General features: G+C 48.0%; 11 protein-coding genes. 5 read left to right on the top strand and 6 right to left on the bottom strand.

Annotation, left to right across the window (positions count from 1 at the left end; all coding sequences use genetic code 11):
- Positions 1–24 precede the first annotated feature (24 nt).
- Positions 25–1,611: a DUF6377 domain-containing protein gene (locus CHL74_RS10570; protein WP_254923276.1), complete on the bottom strand. Its 1,587-nt coding sequence runs from the start codon at positions 1,609–1,611 to the stop codon at positions 25–27.
- A 302-nt stretch (positions 1,612–1,913) separates the two neighbouring features.
- Here CHL74_RS10570 and CHL74_RS10565 point away from each other — a divergent pair, with 302 nt between their 5' ends.
- The 5 genes from CHL74_RS10565 (at position 1,914) to CHL74_RS10545 (ending at position 10,081) form a co-directional block, all read left to right on the top strand.
- A complete protein-coding gene (locus CHL74_RS10565; protein ID WP_441339051.1) occupies positions 1,914–4,196 on the top strand; it encodes a TonB-dependent receptor in 2,283 nt (760 codons plus the stop codon).
- Between the two features lie 57 nt (positions 4,197–4,253).
- Positions 4,254–6,434: an alpha-galactosidase gene (locus tag CHL74_RS10560; RefSeq protein WP_094881118.1), complete on the top strand. Its 2,181-nt coding sequence runs from the start codon at positions 4,254–4,256 to the stop codon at positions 6,432–6,434.
- Between the two features lie 235 nt (positions 6,435–6,669).
- A complete protein-coding gene (locus CHL74_RS10555) occupies positions 6,670–8,457 on the top strand; it encodes a 1-deoxy-D-xylulose-5-phosphate synthase (RefSeq protein WP_094881117.1) in 1,788 nt (595 codons plus the stop codon).
- 94 nt (positions 8,458–8,551) lie between these two features.
- Positions 8,552–9,328, top strand: a complete 777-nt coding sequence (locus tag CHL74_RS10550; protein ID WP_094881116.1) for a class I SAM-dependent methyltransferase — start codon at positions 8,552–8,554, stop codon at positions 9,326–9,328.
- A gap of 24 nt (positions 9,329–9,352) precedes the next feature.
- Positions 9,353–10,081 (top strand): SDR family NAD(P)-dependent oxidoreductase, encoded by a 729-nt coding sequence (locus tag CHL74_RS10545; protein WP_094881115.1) that lies wholly within the window; start codon positions 9,353–9,355, stop codon positions 10,079–10,081.
- Positions 10,082–10,296: 215 nt separating this feature from the next.
- Here CHL74_RS10545 and CHL74_RS10540 read toward each other — a convergent pair whose 3' ends face one another.
- The 5 genes from CHL74_RS10540 to CHL74_RS10520 all read right to left on the bottom strand — a co-directional run bounded on the left by CHL74_RS10540 (position 10,297) and on the right by CHL74_RS10520 (position 16,355).
- On the bottom strand, positions 10,297–11,643 hold the full coding sequence (locus CHL74_RS10540; RefSeq protein WP_094881114.1) for an ATP-binding protein: 1,347 nt from the start codon (positions 11,641–11,643) through the stop codon (positions 10,297–10,299).
- A gap of 697 nt (positions 11,644–12,340) precedes the next feature.
- Positions 12,341–12,634 carry a helix-turn-helix domain-containing protein gene (locus CHL74_RS10535; protein ID WP_094881113.1) on the bottom strand — a complete coding sequence of 98 codons (294 nt, stop codon included), beginning with the start codon at positions 12,632–12,634 and terminating at the stop codon, positions 12,341–12,343.
- 130 nt (positions 12,635–12,764) lie between these two features.
- On the bottom strand, positions 12,765–14,468 hold the full coding sequence (locus CHL74_RS10530; protein WP_094881112.1) for an RNA-binding domain-containing protein: 1,704 nt from the start codon (positions 14,466–14,468) through the stop codon (positions 12,765–12,767).
- Between the two features lie 43 nt (positions 14,469–14,511).
- On the bottom strand, positions 14,512–15,633 hold the full coding sequence (locus tag CHL74_RS10525; RefSeq protein WP_094881111.1) for a DNA-processing protein DprA: 1,122 nt from the start codon (positions 15,631–15,633) through the stop codon (positions 14,512–14,514).
- On the bottom strand, positions 15,630–16,355 hold the full coding sequence (locus CHL74_RS10520) for a ComF family protein (protein WP_094881110.1): 726 nt from the start codon (positions 16,353–16,355) through the stop codon (positions 15,630–15,632). Before CHL74_RS10520 ends, CHL74_RS10525 begins: the two co-directional genes overlap by 4 nt.
- Between the last annotated feature and the right edge of the window lie 120 nt (positions 16,356–16,475).

The following is a 16,475-nucleotide window of genomic DNA, read 5'->3' as shown; positions in this document are numbered from 1 at the left end:
TTTTTGCTGTGTGGGAGAACAATGTTATCCAATATGGCAAAGTCTGCTGATGTCCTCGTCGAAGGTGTCGCGGTTAATGGCACGCGTACGCATTGCCGACTTATAGTTATAGATGGTCTGCGTGGAATAGAAGAGCAGCGTGGCTATCTCCTGACTGTCCGTCACGCCCAGTCGCATAAGGGCATAAATGCGTGCTTCCGTGGTGAGCGAGTTAGGGGAGGGCAGCTCTATTTTGGCTTCAGGCATGAGCAAGGCGTTCAGTTCGTCCACGAAGCCAGGATATAGTTCGATGAATGCTCGGTCGAAACGTGTATAGAAGGTAGTGGCTTCCTCCTCGGCAAGTTTGTAGCTGTTGATGGTCTTCAACAAATCTGCTGCCTGATTTGCCTTTATCTTACGGCTGACGAGCTTGCGATATTCTATGAGTTTGCGTATATAGACGGCGCTGATGTCCATGAAAAGTCGCATATAAGTTTCGCGTCTGTGGTTGGTGGCAATGAGCTTTTCGTTCAGTTCGGTGAGCTGTCTGTTCTGGCTTCTTATTTCACGTCGGCTTCTTGCCAGCCACTTGTTCTGCTTATATCCGAATATAGCCATTGCGAACAGTACGAGCGACATAAAGCTGACCACAGCCAGCACGCCCCTCACGATGCGCTCCTTATGCGCCAATGCCTCTTGGTTGGCAGTGGCGATGATGGGGAGGATGTTCGAAATCTCGAGCATTCGCAGGCGGTTGTTATAGAACTTTGCGTCCTCCATCGAGCAATAAATGTATCGTGCTGCATGGTCAGCGTATTTTGCATCCTTCTTATATAAATATGTGGAAAACTCCTGCAGCGCCAGATTTTCCTTTAACGGACACACAATATCAGATATGGCTGCTTCTATGATGTATTTCTCGTAGAGCTGCGTCTTGCCAATCTCGCGATAATAGCGTGCTATGCAGTATGCCGCCGAGGCGTGCACACGGCTGTTGACCGGGCTATGCATAAGGGCTGTGGTATACAGGCTCAGCACGTTCTTGCCCAAGGGATTTTCCATGAAGGCAAGTTCGGCGTTGAGATAAGCATGCAGGGTAGTATTGTCATTGTTGGTGGCGCTGACCGTCAGCTTCAGATAGTGATGCTTCTTCTTGTGCAGATCGTCCTTGAATTCCGACTTGTCGCAGAACGACTCCCAGTAATTATATAGCCACGTGAAGGTGTAATAATAGTATTGTCTGAGACGTGGCGGAATGCCCTCCTTGCCTATTTCGTTCAGAAGAGCTTCCGACTGGCTGTAGAGTCCACCCGTTGACAGCACGGCTGCACGGTTGATGCGGTTGAGCATGGTGAAGTAAGCGTCGTTGTCGCTCTGCGAAAGAGCCAGTCCACGGTCTGCGTAAACCAGCGCCGAGTCGTAACGATAGGTATAGTATTCGCGATAAATCTTGTCGAGAATGGCGAGTCGTGCCGCATTGTTGTCGGCAGTTCTAAGGCGCAGCTTCAGCTGTTTCAGCTTTTCTTCCTTCTGTTTTGCATAAACGTCACGCTTCTCAATATAGCTGTCGAGAAGCTCCAGAAGGTGTCGTTCGTCCGTGATGTCCGTAGTAGCCAAAGTCTGTTTTGCCATAGCAGACACGGGCATAAGGATAAGAAGAATATAAAGAAACAGTCGCATAACTATGGTTTATTGGGTTTAATGCTGCAAATTTAGCATTTATATCCGAAATAAGACCATCTACTTTGATAAAAATTTCTAAACATACGAACATTTTGATTATTAGCAAGTTATGCTTTTGTGTTTTCTCATTGTTATCTACTTTGCGTTTACGCAGACATACATTCTGCCGAGATAGCAAGTAATTTTGCAATCGAAAACAAAAACGCATCACACATATGAACCTTAAACTCAAAACATTCTCTTTTGCCCTTATGGCTTCAGCCTCAACGGGCGTGTATGCACAAACGCATACAGAAAACAATTCTGCCAACGATTCGGAGCAGCCTAAGAAAGAAGAACGCAACGTCATGCTCAACGCAGCTGACGCCAATAAGCCTCGCGAAATCCAGATTGGTCTGCCGAGTGAGGACGTCACCGTGTATGAGAACGGCTTGCCTGCCGTCTATTCTTCGTCCGTGCACAGGCTGTCCGCCCACTGGCGCAGCGACGCTTCGCTAAAAGGCACCGACCTTATGACGCCCTCCGAGAGCGCCATCCGTACTGGTAACATCGCTTATGCCGTTTCGGCTTTCAGCGAGTTGGGCGAAAAGAAGTTCAGCGGAAAGCTCAACTATAAGGCCAATCACTTCGGCATGCAGAACTTCGACCTCAACCTTTCCGGCGGCATCGGCGACCGCTGGCTCTACACAGCCGGCATGTATCAGAACTTCGATCCGGGCAGCTTCAAGCTCCGCTTCACCGATTACGCCGACCGCACGCAGATTTATCACTTAGGTCTGACCCACATCCTCGGCGACGGCAAGGGCAGAATCTCCTTATTATATAAGTATTCTAACAGCAAGAACCCTGGCAACTTCGCCAATGCCGCTCCCTTCATCTATGCTGGTGACGGCAGCATCAAGAAGCTTGCCGGCTTCGATCCGGGCATTGATTCGTACGTTCAGCGCCAGGGGTCGTTCAGGTATCTCAACACCAAGACTGGCAAGATGGAGACATGGAACATGACCGACGGCAATGACAACCATGCCAATGAGGTGGCATTGATAAGCCAGTATCAGTTTGACAATGGCTGGCTGTGGAAGCTCAACGCTAAATACATGAATGCTCCACGCGCCAATTTCGTGGACTACGGCGGCAGCACCATCTCCGAGGTAAGCGAGGCGGACGGCTATCAGCTCTCCGACGGTTCGGCATACAGCGGCCTCATAGAAGGACGCCGCACGTGGCTCCACTTAGGTAAGGTGAGCAACGCCCTTCTGACCACAGAGGTGAGCAAGCAGATAGGCAGTCATAAGCTGATGATAGGCTTAAACGAATGGTATTACCATCTCAACTATTATTCTTCATCATTCCAGTGGGCCGGCACCGTGGAGGCTTATCCTCGAACCCTCAGCCAGATGTACGTCAATCCGCTCGACCCCACGCAGACAGCCCGTCGCTCAGAGACGTTCGGCTATAACGAGCTTAGCCCTGAATACACCAAGGGTTCGGAGAATAAGCTGGCGCTCTATTTCACCGACGAATGGAGAGTCTCACCGAAGTTCAAGGTGTTCTATGGCGGACGTCTGGAGTATTACCGCATGGCTGCCGACCAGATAGCCACATCACGCTTCAGCGGCTTCCATCTCGGCAACTACAACACTTACTCCACCGCTGCCGACGGTTCTGTCGTGGCTACCGAGCACAGCATCGCCCCAGCCAATGTCACAAAGAACAAGCTCAACTATGCTGCCACATTGCAGATGACATATAATGTCACCAACCAGTTTGGTCTTACAGCCGACGCCACCGTAGCCACCCGTTTCCCACGTATCAGCGAGTATGCCGGAACGGGTCCTACAGAGGAGCAGTATAAGCGTGTGACCATCCCGTTGGTTCGTGGCGGAATATTCTACAGAAACAACTGGATAGACCTCTCATCGATGGTGACATACATATCGAAGAGCAACAACATTGACCAGCAGAACCTCACGAAGCCCGGCACATCAGAGGGCAAGACGGTGCTGCTCATCTATAACATCCAGACCTTGGGATGGACAACCTCAGCCGAGATTTCTCCGTTCAAGAACTTCCACATGCACGCCCTCTTCACTTATCAGAAGCCGGTGTATAAGAACTATAACGCCAGCGTGACGTTCAGCGACGGTCAGACCATGAGCGTCAATGCCAACAACAAGATAGTGAAGGAGATACCGCAGGTGCTCATCGAGCTGGATCCCAAGTATGACATCACCAAGAACCTCAACGCATGGCTCAGCTTCCGCTACTTCGGCAAGACCTACGCCAACCTTCAGGAGGCACTCTACTTCAACGGTCATTGGGAAACCTTTGGCGGCATCAACTGGAATGTCAACAAGAAACTCAGCCTCGGCGTGAGCGTCGTCAACTTCTTGAATGAGAAGGGAGCAAAGGGAACCATCAGCGGCTCGGAGCTTATCACGAAGGAAGAGGCTGGCAAGTATGCCGGCAAGTATATGAGCGGCAACTACCTGCGCCCGTTCACAGTGGAGTTCAGCGCAGGCATCAAGTTCTGATGATGTGAGAAAGAGCAAGAACAAGAATTATCTACCAATAATAAAAACCATACAACAATGAGAAAATCAATAATGCTGATTGCGGCAATGTGTATGACCTCGGTCATGACATTCGCCCAAAAGACCATCCGTGTGTCAACGGACAAGACTGACCTTGTGATGAAAGTTTCGCCGAAGGGCCGCCTCTATCAGGTTTATCTCGGCGACAAGATGCTTAATCCGTCTGACTATGACAACCTCAAGTGGGACGTGTATGCGGCTTCGGACGGATCCGTCAGCCAGCGCGGACATGAGGTGTATGCCACATCAGGCGCTGAGGAATACTTCGAGCCAGCCGTAGCAGTAACCCACGCCGACGGCAATATGACCACCTATCTGTATTATCAGTCGGCTGAGCAGAAGGCAGTGAAGGGTGGCACGGAGACCATAATCACCCTTCAGGACAAGGTCTATCCTCTGACCGTGAAGCTCCATTACGTGGCATACGCCAAGGAGAACGTCATAAAGGCTTGGAGCGAGATATCACATAAGGAGAAGTCGCCCATCACATTGTGGCGCTACAGCTCGACGATGCTCTACTTTAAAGCCAACAAGTATTTCCTCACCAACTATCATAGCGACTGGGCAAAGGAAGGACAGCCCGAGACCACGCAGCTGAGCAGCGGCAAGAAGATAATCGACACCAAGCTCGGCACACGCGCTGCCATGCACGCCGAACCCTTCTTCGAGCTTGGCTTCGACGAGCCTGCCAAGGAGAACGAGGGCAAGGTGATGCTCGGCACGATAGGATGGCCTGGCAACTTCCGCTTCACCTTCGAGGTGGACAACGTGGGCGCTCTGCGTGTTATTCCTGCCATCAATCCTTATGCTTCCGACTATAAGCTGAAGGCTGGCGAGGTGTTCACGACGCCTGAATTTATCTTCGCCATGAGCGACAACGGTATGGGCGAGGCTTCGCGCAACCTGCATAACTGGGCACGCCAGTATCAGGTGAATATGGGTATGGACGATCGCCTCACTCTTCTTAACAACTGGGAGAACACGGGCTTCGACTTTAACCAGCAGAGTCTTGCCGAGTTGATGAAGGATGCCAAGGATCTGGGCGTGGATATGTTCCTGCTGGACGATGGATGGTTTGCCAACAAGTATCCACGCAAGGACGACCATGCCGGACTCGGCGACTGGGAAGCTACTAAAAGCAAGCTGCCAGAGGGAATACCAGGATTGGTGAGAGACGCTAAGAAGGCAGGAGTGAAGTTCGGAATATGGATTGAGCCGGAGATGGTCAATCCCAAGAGCGAACTCTTCGAGAAACATCCCGACTGGGTGATTATGCAGCCACAGCGCGAGACCTATTACTATCGCAACCAGCTGGTGCTCGACATCTCTAATCCAAAGGTTCAGGACTATGTGTTCGGCATCGTGGACCGCATCATGACCGAGAATCCCGACGTGGCTTACTTTAAGTGGGACTGCAACAGCGTCATAACGAACATCTACTCGCCCTATCACAAGCAGAACCAGGGCAACTTCTACATCGACCACGTGCGTGGCATCTACAATGTGCTTACACGCATTCACAAGAAGTATCCGAAGCTGCCGATGATGCTCTGCTCAGGTGGTGGCGGCAGAATGGACTACGAGATGCTGAAGTACTTCACCGAGTTCTGGTGCTCGGACGACACCGACCCGTACGAGCGTCTCTACATCCAGTGGAGCCTGTCGAAGTTCTTCCCTGCCAAGACAATGGGTTCGCATGTGACAAACTGGAACAAGAACACGTCCGTGAAGTTCCGCACTGATGTCTGCAGCTCATGCAAGCTTGGCTTCGACATCGACCTCAAATCGCTCTCTGCTGACGACTATAAGTTTGTGCAGCAGGCAGTAAAGAACTACAACAGCATGAAGCCTATGATTCTGGAGGGCGACCAGTATCGCCTTGTGTCGCCCTACGAGGGCAGCCATTGCGCCATCAATTATGTCAGCAAGGACAAGCAGCGTGCAGTGCTCTTCGCCTATGACCTGCATCCGCGCTATAAGGAGCCGCAGCACAACGTGAAGCTGCAGGGTCTGGACGCCGGCAAGACATACACCGTAAAGGAGACCAATCTGATGCCGGGCAAGCAGTCGGAGCTGGAGTGCGACGGCAAGCAGTATAGCGGCGACTATCTGATGAAGGTGGGCCTTAACGTGTTTACTGCGCAGGACGGCACCAGCCATGTGCTGACGCTGGAGTAAGCATCGCGTGCACAAAATGTAACGAGCCTTCGTACCAACTGGGACGAAGGCTCGTCTCGTTTGGGATAAAGCCTCGCATCAATTGGTAAGAGCTGGCGAAAGCTGACGGTTTGATATGCATCTCAGCCGTCCAACTGGTAATAAATTCTGAATTTGAGGTATGGCTGTTATTTGGTAAAATGCTTAACTTTGCAGCGTGAAAGTTTTTTTGATAACCAAATAACAGCTATAAGATATGTATATAGAGAAGATAAAGACACCTGCCGACCTTAAGGGCATGGACATCGAGACACTTAACATTGTGGCTGACGAGACACGTCAGGCTGTACTCAATCGTGTCAGCAAGCATGGCGGACACGTCGGACCAAACCTTGGTTTCGTGGAGGCTACGGTGGCATTGCATTACGTCTTTGATGCACCGAAGGACAAGCTGGTGTTTGACGTCAGCCACCAGTGTTATCCGCATAAGGTGCTGACAGGACGTGCTGCCGGGTTCCTCGGCAACGTGGACGACATGAACGCCATATCGGGATATTCGTCTCCGGCGGAGTGTCCTGAGTACGACAACTTTGAGGTGGGACATACCTCCACATCCATCAGCCTTGCCACGGGACTGCAGAAGGCACGCGACGTGAAGGGCACGAAGGAGAACATCATTGCCGTTATCGGCGACGGATCGTTGTCGGGCGGCGAGGCTTTCGAAGGACTTGACGAGGCGTCGGAGCTTGGCACGGGCATCATCATCGTGGTGAACGACAACGAGATGTCTATAGCCGAGAACCACGGAGGAATATACAAGAACCTTCGTGCGCTGCGCGAGAGCAACGGCATGTGCGAGCACAACTGGTTTAAGGCGTGGGGCTTCGGCTATAAATACCTGGAGCAGGGCAACGACATCGCTAAGCTCATTGAGGTGTTCCGTAGCGTTAAGGACACTGACCGTTCCACCGTAGTGCATATCCACACGGAGAAGGGTCACGGTTATGCTCCCGCTGTGAAGAACAAGGAGGCATGGCATTGGGGACTGCCGTTCAATCTGGACGACGGTAGCCGTCCGGTTCGCAATGCAGACGGAACCATGCCGGAGGTGAAGCCGTGCGAGACATATCAGGACCTCTTCAGCGACTGGATGCTCCGCGAGATGAAGCAGGACAAGACGCTCATCGCCGTGACAGCAGGAACGCCGACAGCAGCCGGCTTCACAGCCGACAAGCGCAAGGAAGCTGGCTCACAGCACATCGACATGGGCATAGCCGAGGAACAGGCTGTGGCTATGATTTCGGGAATGGCAAAGGGCGGACTTCACCCCGTCTGGTCTGTATACAGCACCTTCTTGCAGCGCACCTACGACCAGATAGCGCAGGACCTGTGCATCAACAGCAATCCGGCTGTCATCAACGTAGTGGGTGGCGGTGTCTACTCGATGAACGACATCACGCACATCTGCCTCTTTGACATTCCGATGCTCTGCAGCATCCCAGGCCTCATATATCTGGCTCCGACCACCTGCGAGGAATACTTCGCCATGATGCGTTGGGCTATACTTCAGGACAGGAAGCCGATAGCCATCCGCATGCCGAGCAACGGCGTGGTGCACACGACAGAACCCGTGGATACGGAGTATGGCTACGAGGCTAAATATAAGGTGATGCACAAGGGTTCTGAGGTGGCGATTATCGCAGCCGGATCGTTCTATCAGAAGGGTGAGAACGTGGTGCGACTGCTTGCCGACAAGGGCATAGACGCCACGCTCGTCAATCCTCGCTACCTTAACGAGGTGGACGCTGAGACGCTGGAAGCGCTGAAGGCAGACCATCAGCTGGTGGTGACGCTGGAGGACGGCAGCAAGGACGGCGGCTTCGGAGAGCGCATCGCTTCATATTACGGCACGTCGGACATGAAGGTGCTTGTGGGTGGAGTGAAGAAGGGACTGTATGACCGATACGACGTGGAGCAGTTGCTTTCGGACAACCGTCTGCTTGACGAGCAGATTGTAGAGGACGTAGCTCGAATTTTGAATTAGGAATTTTGAGTTAGGAGTTGAGAGAAGAAAAAGTTGAGAGTTGGGGGTTGAAAGTTGAAAGTTATGATTACCTTTGTCTGGAAAAATCATATATATGGCATTATCCAACATAGAGAAACATTATAACAAGCATCCTGAAGACCTTCGTTTGCAGCGCAGACACGGCATCGTGGAGTTTGAAACCACGATGCATCACCTGCGCCGCTTCATCCATCCCGACTCGTTCCTGCTCGACATCGGAGCAGGAACGGGTCGCTACGCCTCTGCGCTCATGGCTGAAGGCTATAGGGTGAAGGCAGTGGAACTGGTGCGCCGCAACATCGAGGTGTTCCTCAAGCGCGAGCCGGGAGCCGACGTGGTGCAGGGCGACGCACGCGACATGCCGTTCCTGCCCACTGCAACGGCAGACGTGACGCTGCTGCTCGGTCCGCTCTATCATCTCATCGGCGACGAGGAGAAGCTCAAGGCGCTTAACGAGGCGAAGCGTGTGACCAAACCCGGCGGACTGATTTTCGTGGCTTATCTCATGAACGAATACAGCATCCTCTCGTATTGCTTCGACGAAGACCGCATAGGCGGACTGCTGGAGCGTGGAGCCGTGGACAAGAACTTCCACATACAGGCATCGGCAGACGAGCTGTACGACTATGTGCGCCTGGACGACATAAACCGTCTGGACGAAAGTGCAGGGCTTGAGCGCGTCACCATCTTCTCGCCCGACGGAGCGTCCGACTATATGCGCACCCGACTCAACCGCATGAGTGACGAGACGTTCGCACACTTCATAGAGTACCAGAAGATCATCTCGGAGCGTGCAGACCTGATAGGAGCCGGCAGTCATGTGGTGGACGTGGTCAGGGTTCCCTTATAATATATAATGTAGGCAGACAAGGCAATGAAGAAAGCAATAGTAATGGGAGCCACGTCCGGCATCGGTCTGGAGGTGGCGCGTCTCCTTGCGGAGCGAGGATATAAGGTGGGCGTGGCAGGACGACGTGTGGAGCGCCTTGCAGAGGCTGTGCATAAGACGGACGGCATCGTGGCGTACCGTCAGATTGACGTTAACGACGAGGCGGCGCCAGAGCAGCTGAACGACCTTATAGCAGAGCTTGGCGGCATCGACCTATATTTTCATAGTTCGGGAATAGGGTGGGAGAACGTCGGGCTTGACGTAGAGCGCGAGATGAAGACCGTCGAAACAAATGGCGTCGGCTTCACCCGTATGGTTACGGCGGCGTACAGATGGTTTGCGGACAACAAAGTGGGAGGCCAGATAGCCTGCATCACCTCCATTGCCCGCACGCGCGGACTGGGAGCAGCGCCGGCTTATTCAGCCACAAAGCGCTTCCAGTCGCATTATCTGGAGTGTCTTGCGCAGCAGTCGCGCATGCGCCGCCTCGGCATCCGCATCACCGACATCCGCCCCGGCTTCGTTGCCACCGACCTGATAGCCGGCAGCAACTTCCCCTTGCAGCTGTCAGCAGAACGTGTGGCAGACAGCATCGTCAAGGCAGTGTTGCGAGGCAAGGAGACAGTAACAATAGACTGGCGCTACCGTCTGCTTGTTGCAGCATGGGCAATGATACCACGCTGGATGTGGACAAGGCTGCGGTTTGTGAAGTGAAGGAAATAGAATACGTTCCGCCGTATCAATATGTTTCCATTCTTACCCCCTCGAATTCGAGGGGATAAGAATGGGGTTATATATTAACAAGATATTCTAACCAGAACATTTTATTGCTGTATTTTTTGTCTAAAAAATATAGTGAGGTGTAATTACAATGCCGTCCTCACAGTCAGTAGCAGTATGCTTGCCGTAAATGAATTGTTCAGTTATGGTCATAGTGTCTTGTCAAGTATTTTGTCTATCATTCCTACATAATAGAACGGGATGTTTAATAGTCTGAATGTCTTGCCGTTAGGAGTTGTTACCTCGTCCACTCCGTATTTGCCAGGCCATACTCTGACAGCGATGTCGGTGGAGTCGGCTGTGTCCATGAAAGAATGTAGTGAGCGTAAGTGAGCGTTCGTCCCTGACTTTACTTCTATTGGGACGATGGATGCATGGTGTTGCCATACGAAATCCACTTCTGCTGTAGCCCCTTTCTTGTCTCTTACCCAGAAGAACTGTTCGTTTCTGTAGTTGCGGTCGAGCACTATGCGTAGCTCTTGAGCGACAATCTGCTCGGCAGCATGACCTTTCCATACATCCAGAAGAGATCGGTTTTGTAAGTATTCTGTCTGGATATCAACCGAGAAATTCATTATGCCAGAGTCGAGCCATATCAGTTTGGGCTGTCGTGTAAGGGCAGGAATCGTAGGAGCCTTTACTGTGGTTATTGGATAGTCGAGATTCAGAAGGAAAGCTTTCTGCAATACTTCAAGCGCCTCGTGCACCTCCTTGCTCGTGTAGTTGCTTCCTCCGAAACGATTGAATGTGATGGTTTGTCCTGCTTCAGCCCAACCATGTGTGAGCAGATGGCGTATGATGTTCACCTGATTGGTGTTCTTGGCATATTTCTCCACATCTTCGTTATATCCGTTTAGCAAAGAACGATAGATAGGCGATAGTCTTGTCACGTCCTCATGAGCGGCATATTCCACAAGCGCCTCGGGCATTCCTCCGACGAGCGTATAGCGATTGAAAAGGCTTATGAGCATATCATGATAAATAGGCGAAACGTCCAGTCGGCGTATCATCTCAGCCAAAGGCTCGTTTCCGGTGGCGTTCAGAAATTCCAGAAACGAGCAAGGACGTAACGACATATACTCCACACGTCCTACGGGGAACGATATGCGTTGCTTTATGAGCGTCTGTAGTCTTGAACCGGCAGCGATGATGTGCAGCCACGGCATTTCTTCATAGAAATAGCGTAACAGTCCTACAGCCTTAGGCTCGTTCTGAATCTCGTCAATAAACAGCAAGGTGCGCTTGTTTTTATCAACAACAATCTTTCTTTGCAGACACAGATATTGGAATATTTCTGACACGTTGTCTGAAATGCTGAATGCCATTGCATCAGCACTCTGCTCAAGATTCAGCTTTATGTAACAGTCGTATTGCTTGCTGAATTCGTCAATCAATGTAGTCTTTCCTACTTGACGGGCACCACGCAGTACAAGAGGCTTATGATTCTCGCGCTTGCTCCATTCTGTAAGATCGTCAATTAATTGTCTGTGTATCATAGTGGTTATATCGTTGTTTCTTTCTGCAAAGATAACGATAATTTCCTAAAGCATAGGCAAAATAAGGGTAAAACTTTCCTAAAACATAGGCAAAACTGAGATTAAATCTTCCTAAAGCATAGGCAAGAGCTAAACCGTATCTTTTCCGTAAAGATGCAGTCCGTACACTGCATAATTCCGTTAAAAGATGCAGTGTATAGACTGCATCCCTTCGTTGTCCAGGCAAATTGTTCTATCAATTCAAAACTCCTAATTCCTAATTCTGACGGCATCTGCAGTCCATGCAAATATTGTACAAAGAGTAAAAACCTGTTACAAAATAAAAAATGATTATAGAGTTTTTGAGAGCCGTTTTTTATGGTTTATGTTGCGCTTCTGACACCTTGATTTATCAATACAGCCTCTTTTGCACTCCAATAGTAACGCTATAAGAGTGCAAAAGAGCTGTATTGTATGATAATAGAGGCAGTATTGGAGTGTGAAAGTGGCTCTATAGCAACCCAAAGATGCTTGTTTTGCTTTGTCATCCATTGCACACTTTCTTTCTTGATTGCATAATCATCTGTGTGTCAGTATGCTATCGCTGCACGCTCAAAACTCAAGAATTTCGCACCAAAGATTTCTTAGTGCGCTGAACGAGGAGTATTGAGCGTTAGAAATGCAAATATTGTATAGGTTGGAAGGCAAGAAGTACATGTTAGCGATTAACATCCATTAACTCGTCTTTTGCTGTTTCAATGGCTGTAAGTTTCAATTCGTCTTCACCCTCCAAAGCATCCAATACTTTGTCGGCAAGCCAAAGGGTGAGCATTTCCTTTTCATCCACTTTGAAGTATGTTGCCATTTGAATTACTTGGCTTCTCTTTGCTCGCCTATCGCCACGTTCAATCTTGCTGAACATAGGTGTGTCTATTTCTAAGTATGCAGCTACTTGTCGCTGCAATATTCCTTGTTCGTCTCTAAGAGACCTTATCTTGTTTCCTAATAACATATTTCTTTTTCTTTGGGTTTGGATTGAATATCTGTGTCAGACATACCGTTCTATTGGGCTGTTTTCGGTCGGAACATCGTCAAACGGTCGGATTTTCGGTCGGATTGGGGATTTTTCGGTCGGATTATGATTAAACCGACCGATTATAGTCTTTCAATATCCATCTCAAACCTATTCTGTCTATCTGTTCATCTTCATCTAATTCTACTAATAGTCTGCCAACATAGCGAAGTTGTTGCTCTTCCGTCTTATTGGCTGGAAGCACATCTTTGAGATATTCGTATATACTATCTCGCTTGGCACCTTCTTCACCAGCATTGCTGAGATATTGTAGAACCATTTGACGCAACCTCTCCTTATCCAATCCTTTCGTTTTTGTATAAGAAGGCAGTTGGTTAGTATTCTTTGCAATGCTAAGAGAAATGCTGTAATGGGGAGCCTCACCTTCTATAAGTCCACGTTTTAGCAAGTCTTGGGCAACGTCTTCATGAATAGTTCTTCCTTTCTGTACTGCGTCAAGCGAGATGCAATCCCATAGAGAAAGAGTGTCGTTTGTCTTCAACAAATCAGTGTATCGTTTGTTGATTTCATTGCCATAGATGCGGACAACGACTTTCTTCTTTATCTGGTCAATTTCATAGTCAGGCATAGGAAAATGTCTGCGCCATTGCTCATTGAACATTTTCTTGATACCACGGCTTACGGTATCAATCATGTTAAAGTCAACCATAGCTCTGCAAAGACATTCATTGCGGAAATGCGTTTGCGGCTCTTCGTTCCTCAAAGCGTTCTCCAAGGTGCCAGGAATGAATGTGCCAGCGTTGGAATAATACAGGTAGCCAGGATTCTCCACAAAGTTAATGCGCTGCTGAAGCGTATAGTCCTGATGAGCAATGCAGTTATGAAGAGCTTCACGAATGGTATAGTCATCATACTGCTTCATCGTGTCGGGGAACAGCGTACCTCCAGGCATCTCACGCAATGTCAGATTTTCAATCTTTGAGAGAATTTCATCCACCGTCAATATGAACGGAACCGTGAAGTGTTCGTAGTCCACAACATCCTGTTTTTCATCTCTTCGTGTCCAAGTCACCTGTGCAACAGCAGGACGCAACTTGAAGGCTGACTCGTATTTGCCAAGCAATATAATGGCAGCACGAGTAATACCCCCATTCCGTATCAGACCACACTTGCCAAGGAATGTCTGAACGCTCCAAGCGTTCACTTCTTCCGTAGGTATGCGACTATGAACCTTCTTGAACATCATTCTAGCCTTGGCAATAGCAACCTCATCCAAATCGTCTATTGTAGCATCAGATACAATCTCGGCAGACCAATCCTTAGCTGTATAGATTGGCTCTTCGAGGATGACACTCATCCTTTCGTTAGTCATTTCAACCAAAGAATCTTCTATCCGCTGCCATGCCTTCTTGTGGGCAAGGACAGGACGGCGAGGCAAGTGCTTTGGGATATGTATTATCCATACTCGCTTGTCTGTATCTTCTGTTACAAACTCCTCTATGCTTAATCCTTCTGAAGAAAGATAAGTGCATTGTTCCGCCAGTTTGAAAGTTGCAGACTGTGTATTTGCAGGTTGCCCATTAAAGGTAAGCCTTGAAATGTCAGTCCCAACTATTTCAAGTGTCTTGTCCTTAACACCAATCACAAGATGTCCTCCCTCCATGTTAGCGATAGCCGACACGTAGGATATGACATCGTCTTTCTCGTCCCCACAGAACGAGTTCTTCAGATTCTTATATTCCTTCCATTCACAGCGAGCATTCTCTTGTGGGTACTCACGGCGGAGGTATTGTTGTAGTTCGAGTTCGAGCATAATGGCCTTGTATGATATTCTTGAAAAAAGTCTATTAGAGCCATCAAAACAGCTCTCGTTGCGCTTTACCTTTCAAATTATAATAAATTCTATTCTTTATCTTCTTTTTTTCCACTTGCGACATCTTCTCAAGATAGCGTTTCATTTTGTCATCTCTCCAATCTATGTGTAATTTGCTAATGATTTCTTTTGCGGAAATCATTTCGACACTTTTTAATACTGCAATTATATTTGAATCCAGTGTGTCTTTTTCTAACTGTTTAGGAGTTTTTTGTTCATTAGGGCTAAGGGTTAAAGTCTTTCCACATATATCTACGGCGAATGCTCCTTTCTGAATAAGTAAACGATTTGCATTTTTTTCATTATTGTCAGGATATCTGACATAGATAGGACGATTCTTTCTTAGACCATCAAGCACACCAGCCCAAGTTCCCCCTTTATCATCACTTTGAGCTACAAATATTTCTGATGCCATACCATATATAATAGGATTACGTGCCATTGCGAATTCTATTGACCATGGCGCTTTGGGAGCAAAAGCACTCATAACCAACACATTTCCTTGAATGATATGTTTTAGATATTGTTTAAAGCCAGAGCCAAAAGTCATTATACCCTGTGGAAGCACAATAATACTTTTCCCATTTGCATTAATTGCTGAGTCTAAAGCTTGGCGATCCACTCCTTTTGCAAAACCACTGACAATGACCTTGTTATCTATCACAGCTTTCCTTGCTATATTTTCTGTGAAAGCTAAAGACTTCTCATTGGCACTTCGTGACCCTACAATAGCAATAGACTCTTCTTTCAACAGCGATTTGTTCCCTTTTATATATATGACAACAGGAGCATTAAACTTTAAATTTTTTTTCAGAAGCTTAGGGTACTCTTCATGAGTTACAGGTAATATGTCATACCCTTGAGACATTAAGTCTTCCACGAGAAATGAGTTGTTTGCCAATTGATGCCTTGCTTCTTCAAACTGAATTTTCTCAGTTTCATTTAGCCCGACAATATCCCAATTTGAAGAATTTTCAAACAATTCTATTATGGATATTTGTGGAACGTGTTGAAAACAGTTTACATATATCTCATTCTTACGCTTGGTCCACATCTTAGGAATCAATGCAAGCGTTATCCAATATGTCAATTCTTGTTTGTTCATAATGTACCTCCTACAGTTTTTGCTATAACGATAGGAACAATATATGTTGCTCCTTTTCGTGTTAATAAATTACCAACTTCTTTTAGTGTTGCGCCACTATCGTATATATCATCTATCAAGAGTATTGTTTTACCTTTGATTATGCCATCCTCTATATCAAATGCACCCAATACATTTTCACGTTTGCTGTATAAATTCTGAAATATCTTCTGTTCTTGTGTTACACGCACCTTTTTCAAAGCATGACTTATAGGAACGCTTATTACACTTGCAAACTTCATGGCAAAGTTCTTTACAAGATCTCCAGATTTAGTTGGAGGCAAGTATAGTACTAAATCAAATTTAACATCTCCGAATTTCTTCCCAAACATAGACAAGGTCTTTTTTAACAGGAAATCCGGAAAATCCCCTCCATTCTCATATTTACTTCGATGTATAGCTGCTCCTACATTGGAAGTTCCATAATAAGAGGCTGCATAGCCATTCACCATATGTGATGCTTTTCTTAGATGCTCTTTTATTATTTCTACTTCTTCATGGGTATAGTCAGATTCTCTAATGCTATTTTTATATTCATTCACATATCGTTTTACGACCTCATTGTTTTGGTCCTTTATCGTTTTCTCTATCAATATCTTTTTAGGAGAAGTAATACAGACCCTAATCCTGCATTTTTTCGTAGTCCATGAAGCAAGTTCCAAAATTGGGAAAAATGGGCTCATCCGATAAAGTCCGTGGCATCCCTACCCAAATATCAACGATACACGATAGAAAAAGAACGGTATGTCCCTAACTCCACGCAGTTGGCCTCTAAATGCCTTAAGCTTGGAGTTGAGTGATTC

The sequence above is a fragment of the Prevotella sp. 885 genome, from assembly GCF_002265625.1.
GTDB lineage: Bacteria > Bacteroidota > Bacteroidia > Bacteroidales > Bacteroidaceae > Prevotella.
The sequence above is the reverse complement of the archived record's forward strand: the minus strand, read 5'-3'. Positions and strand labels throughout refer to the sequence as shown.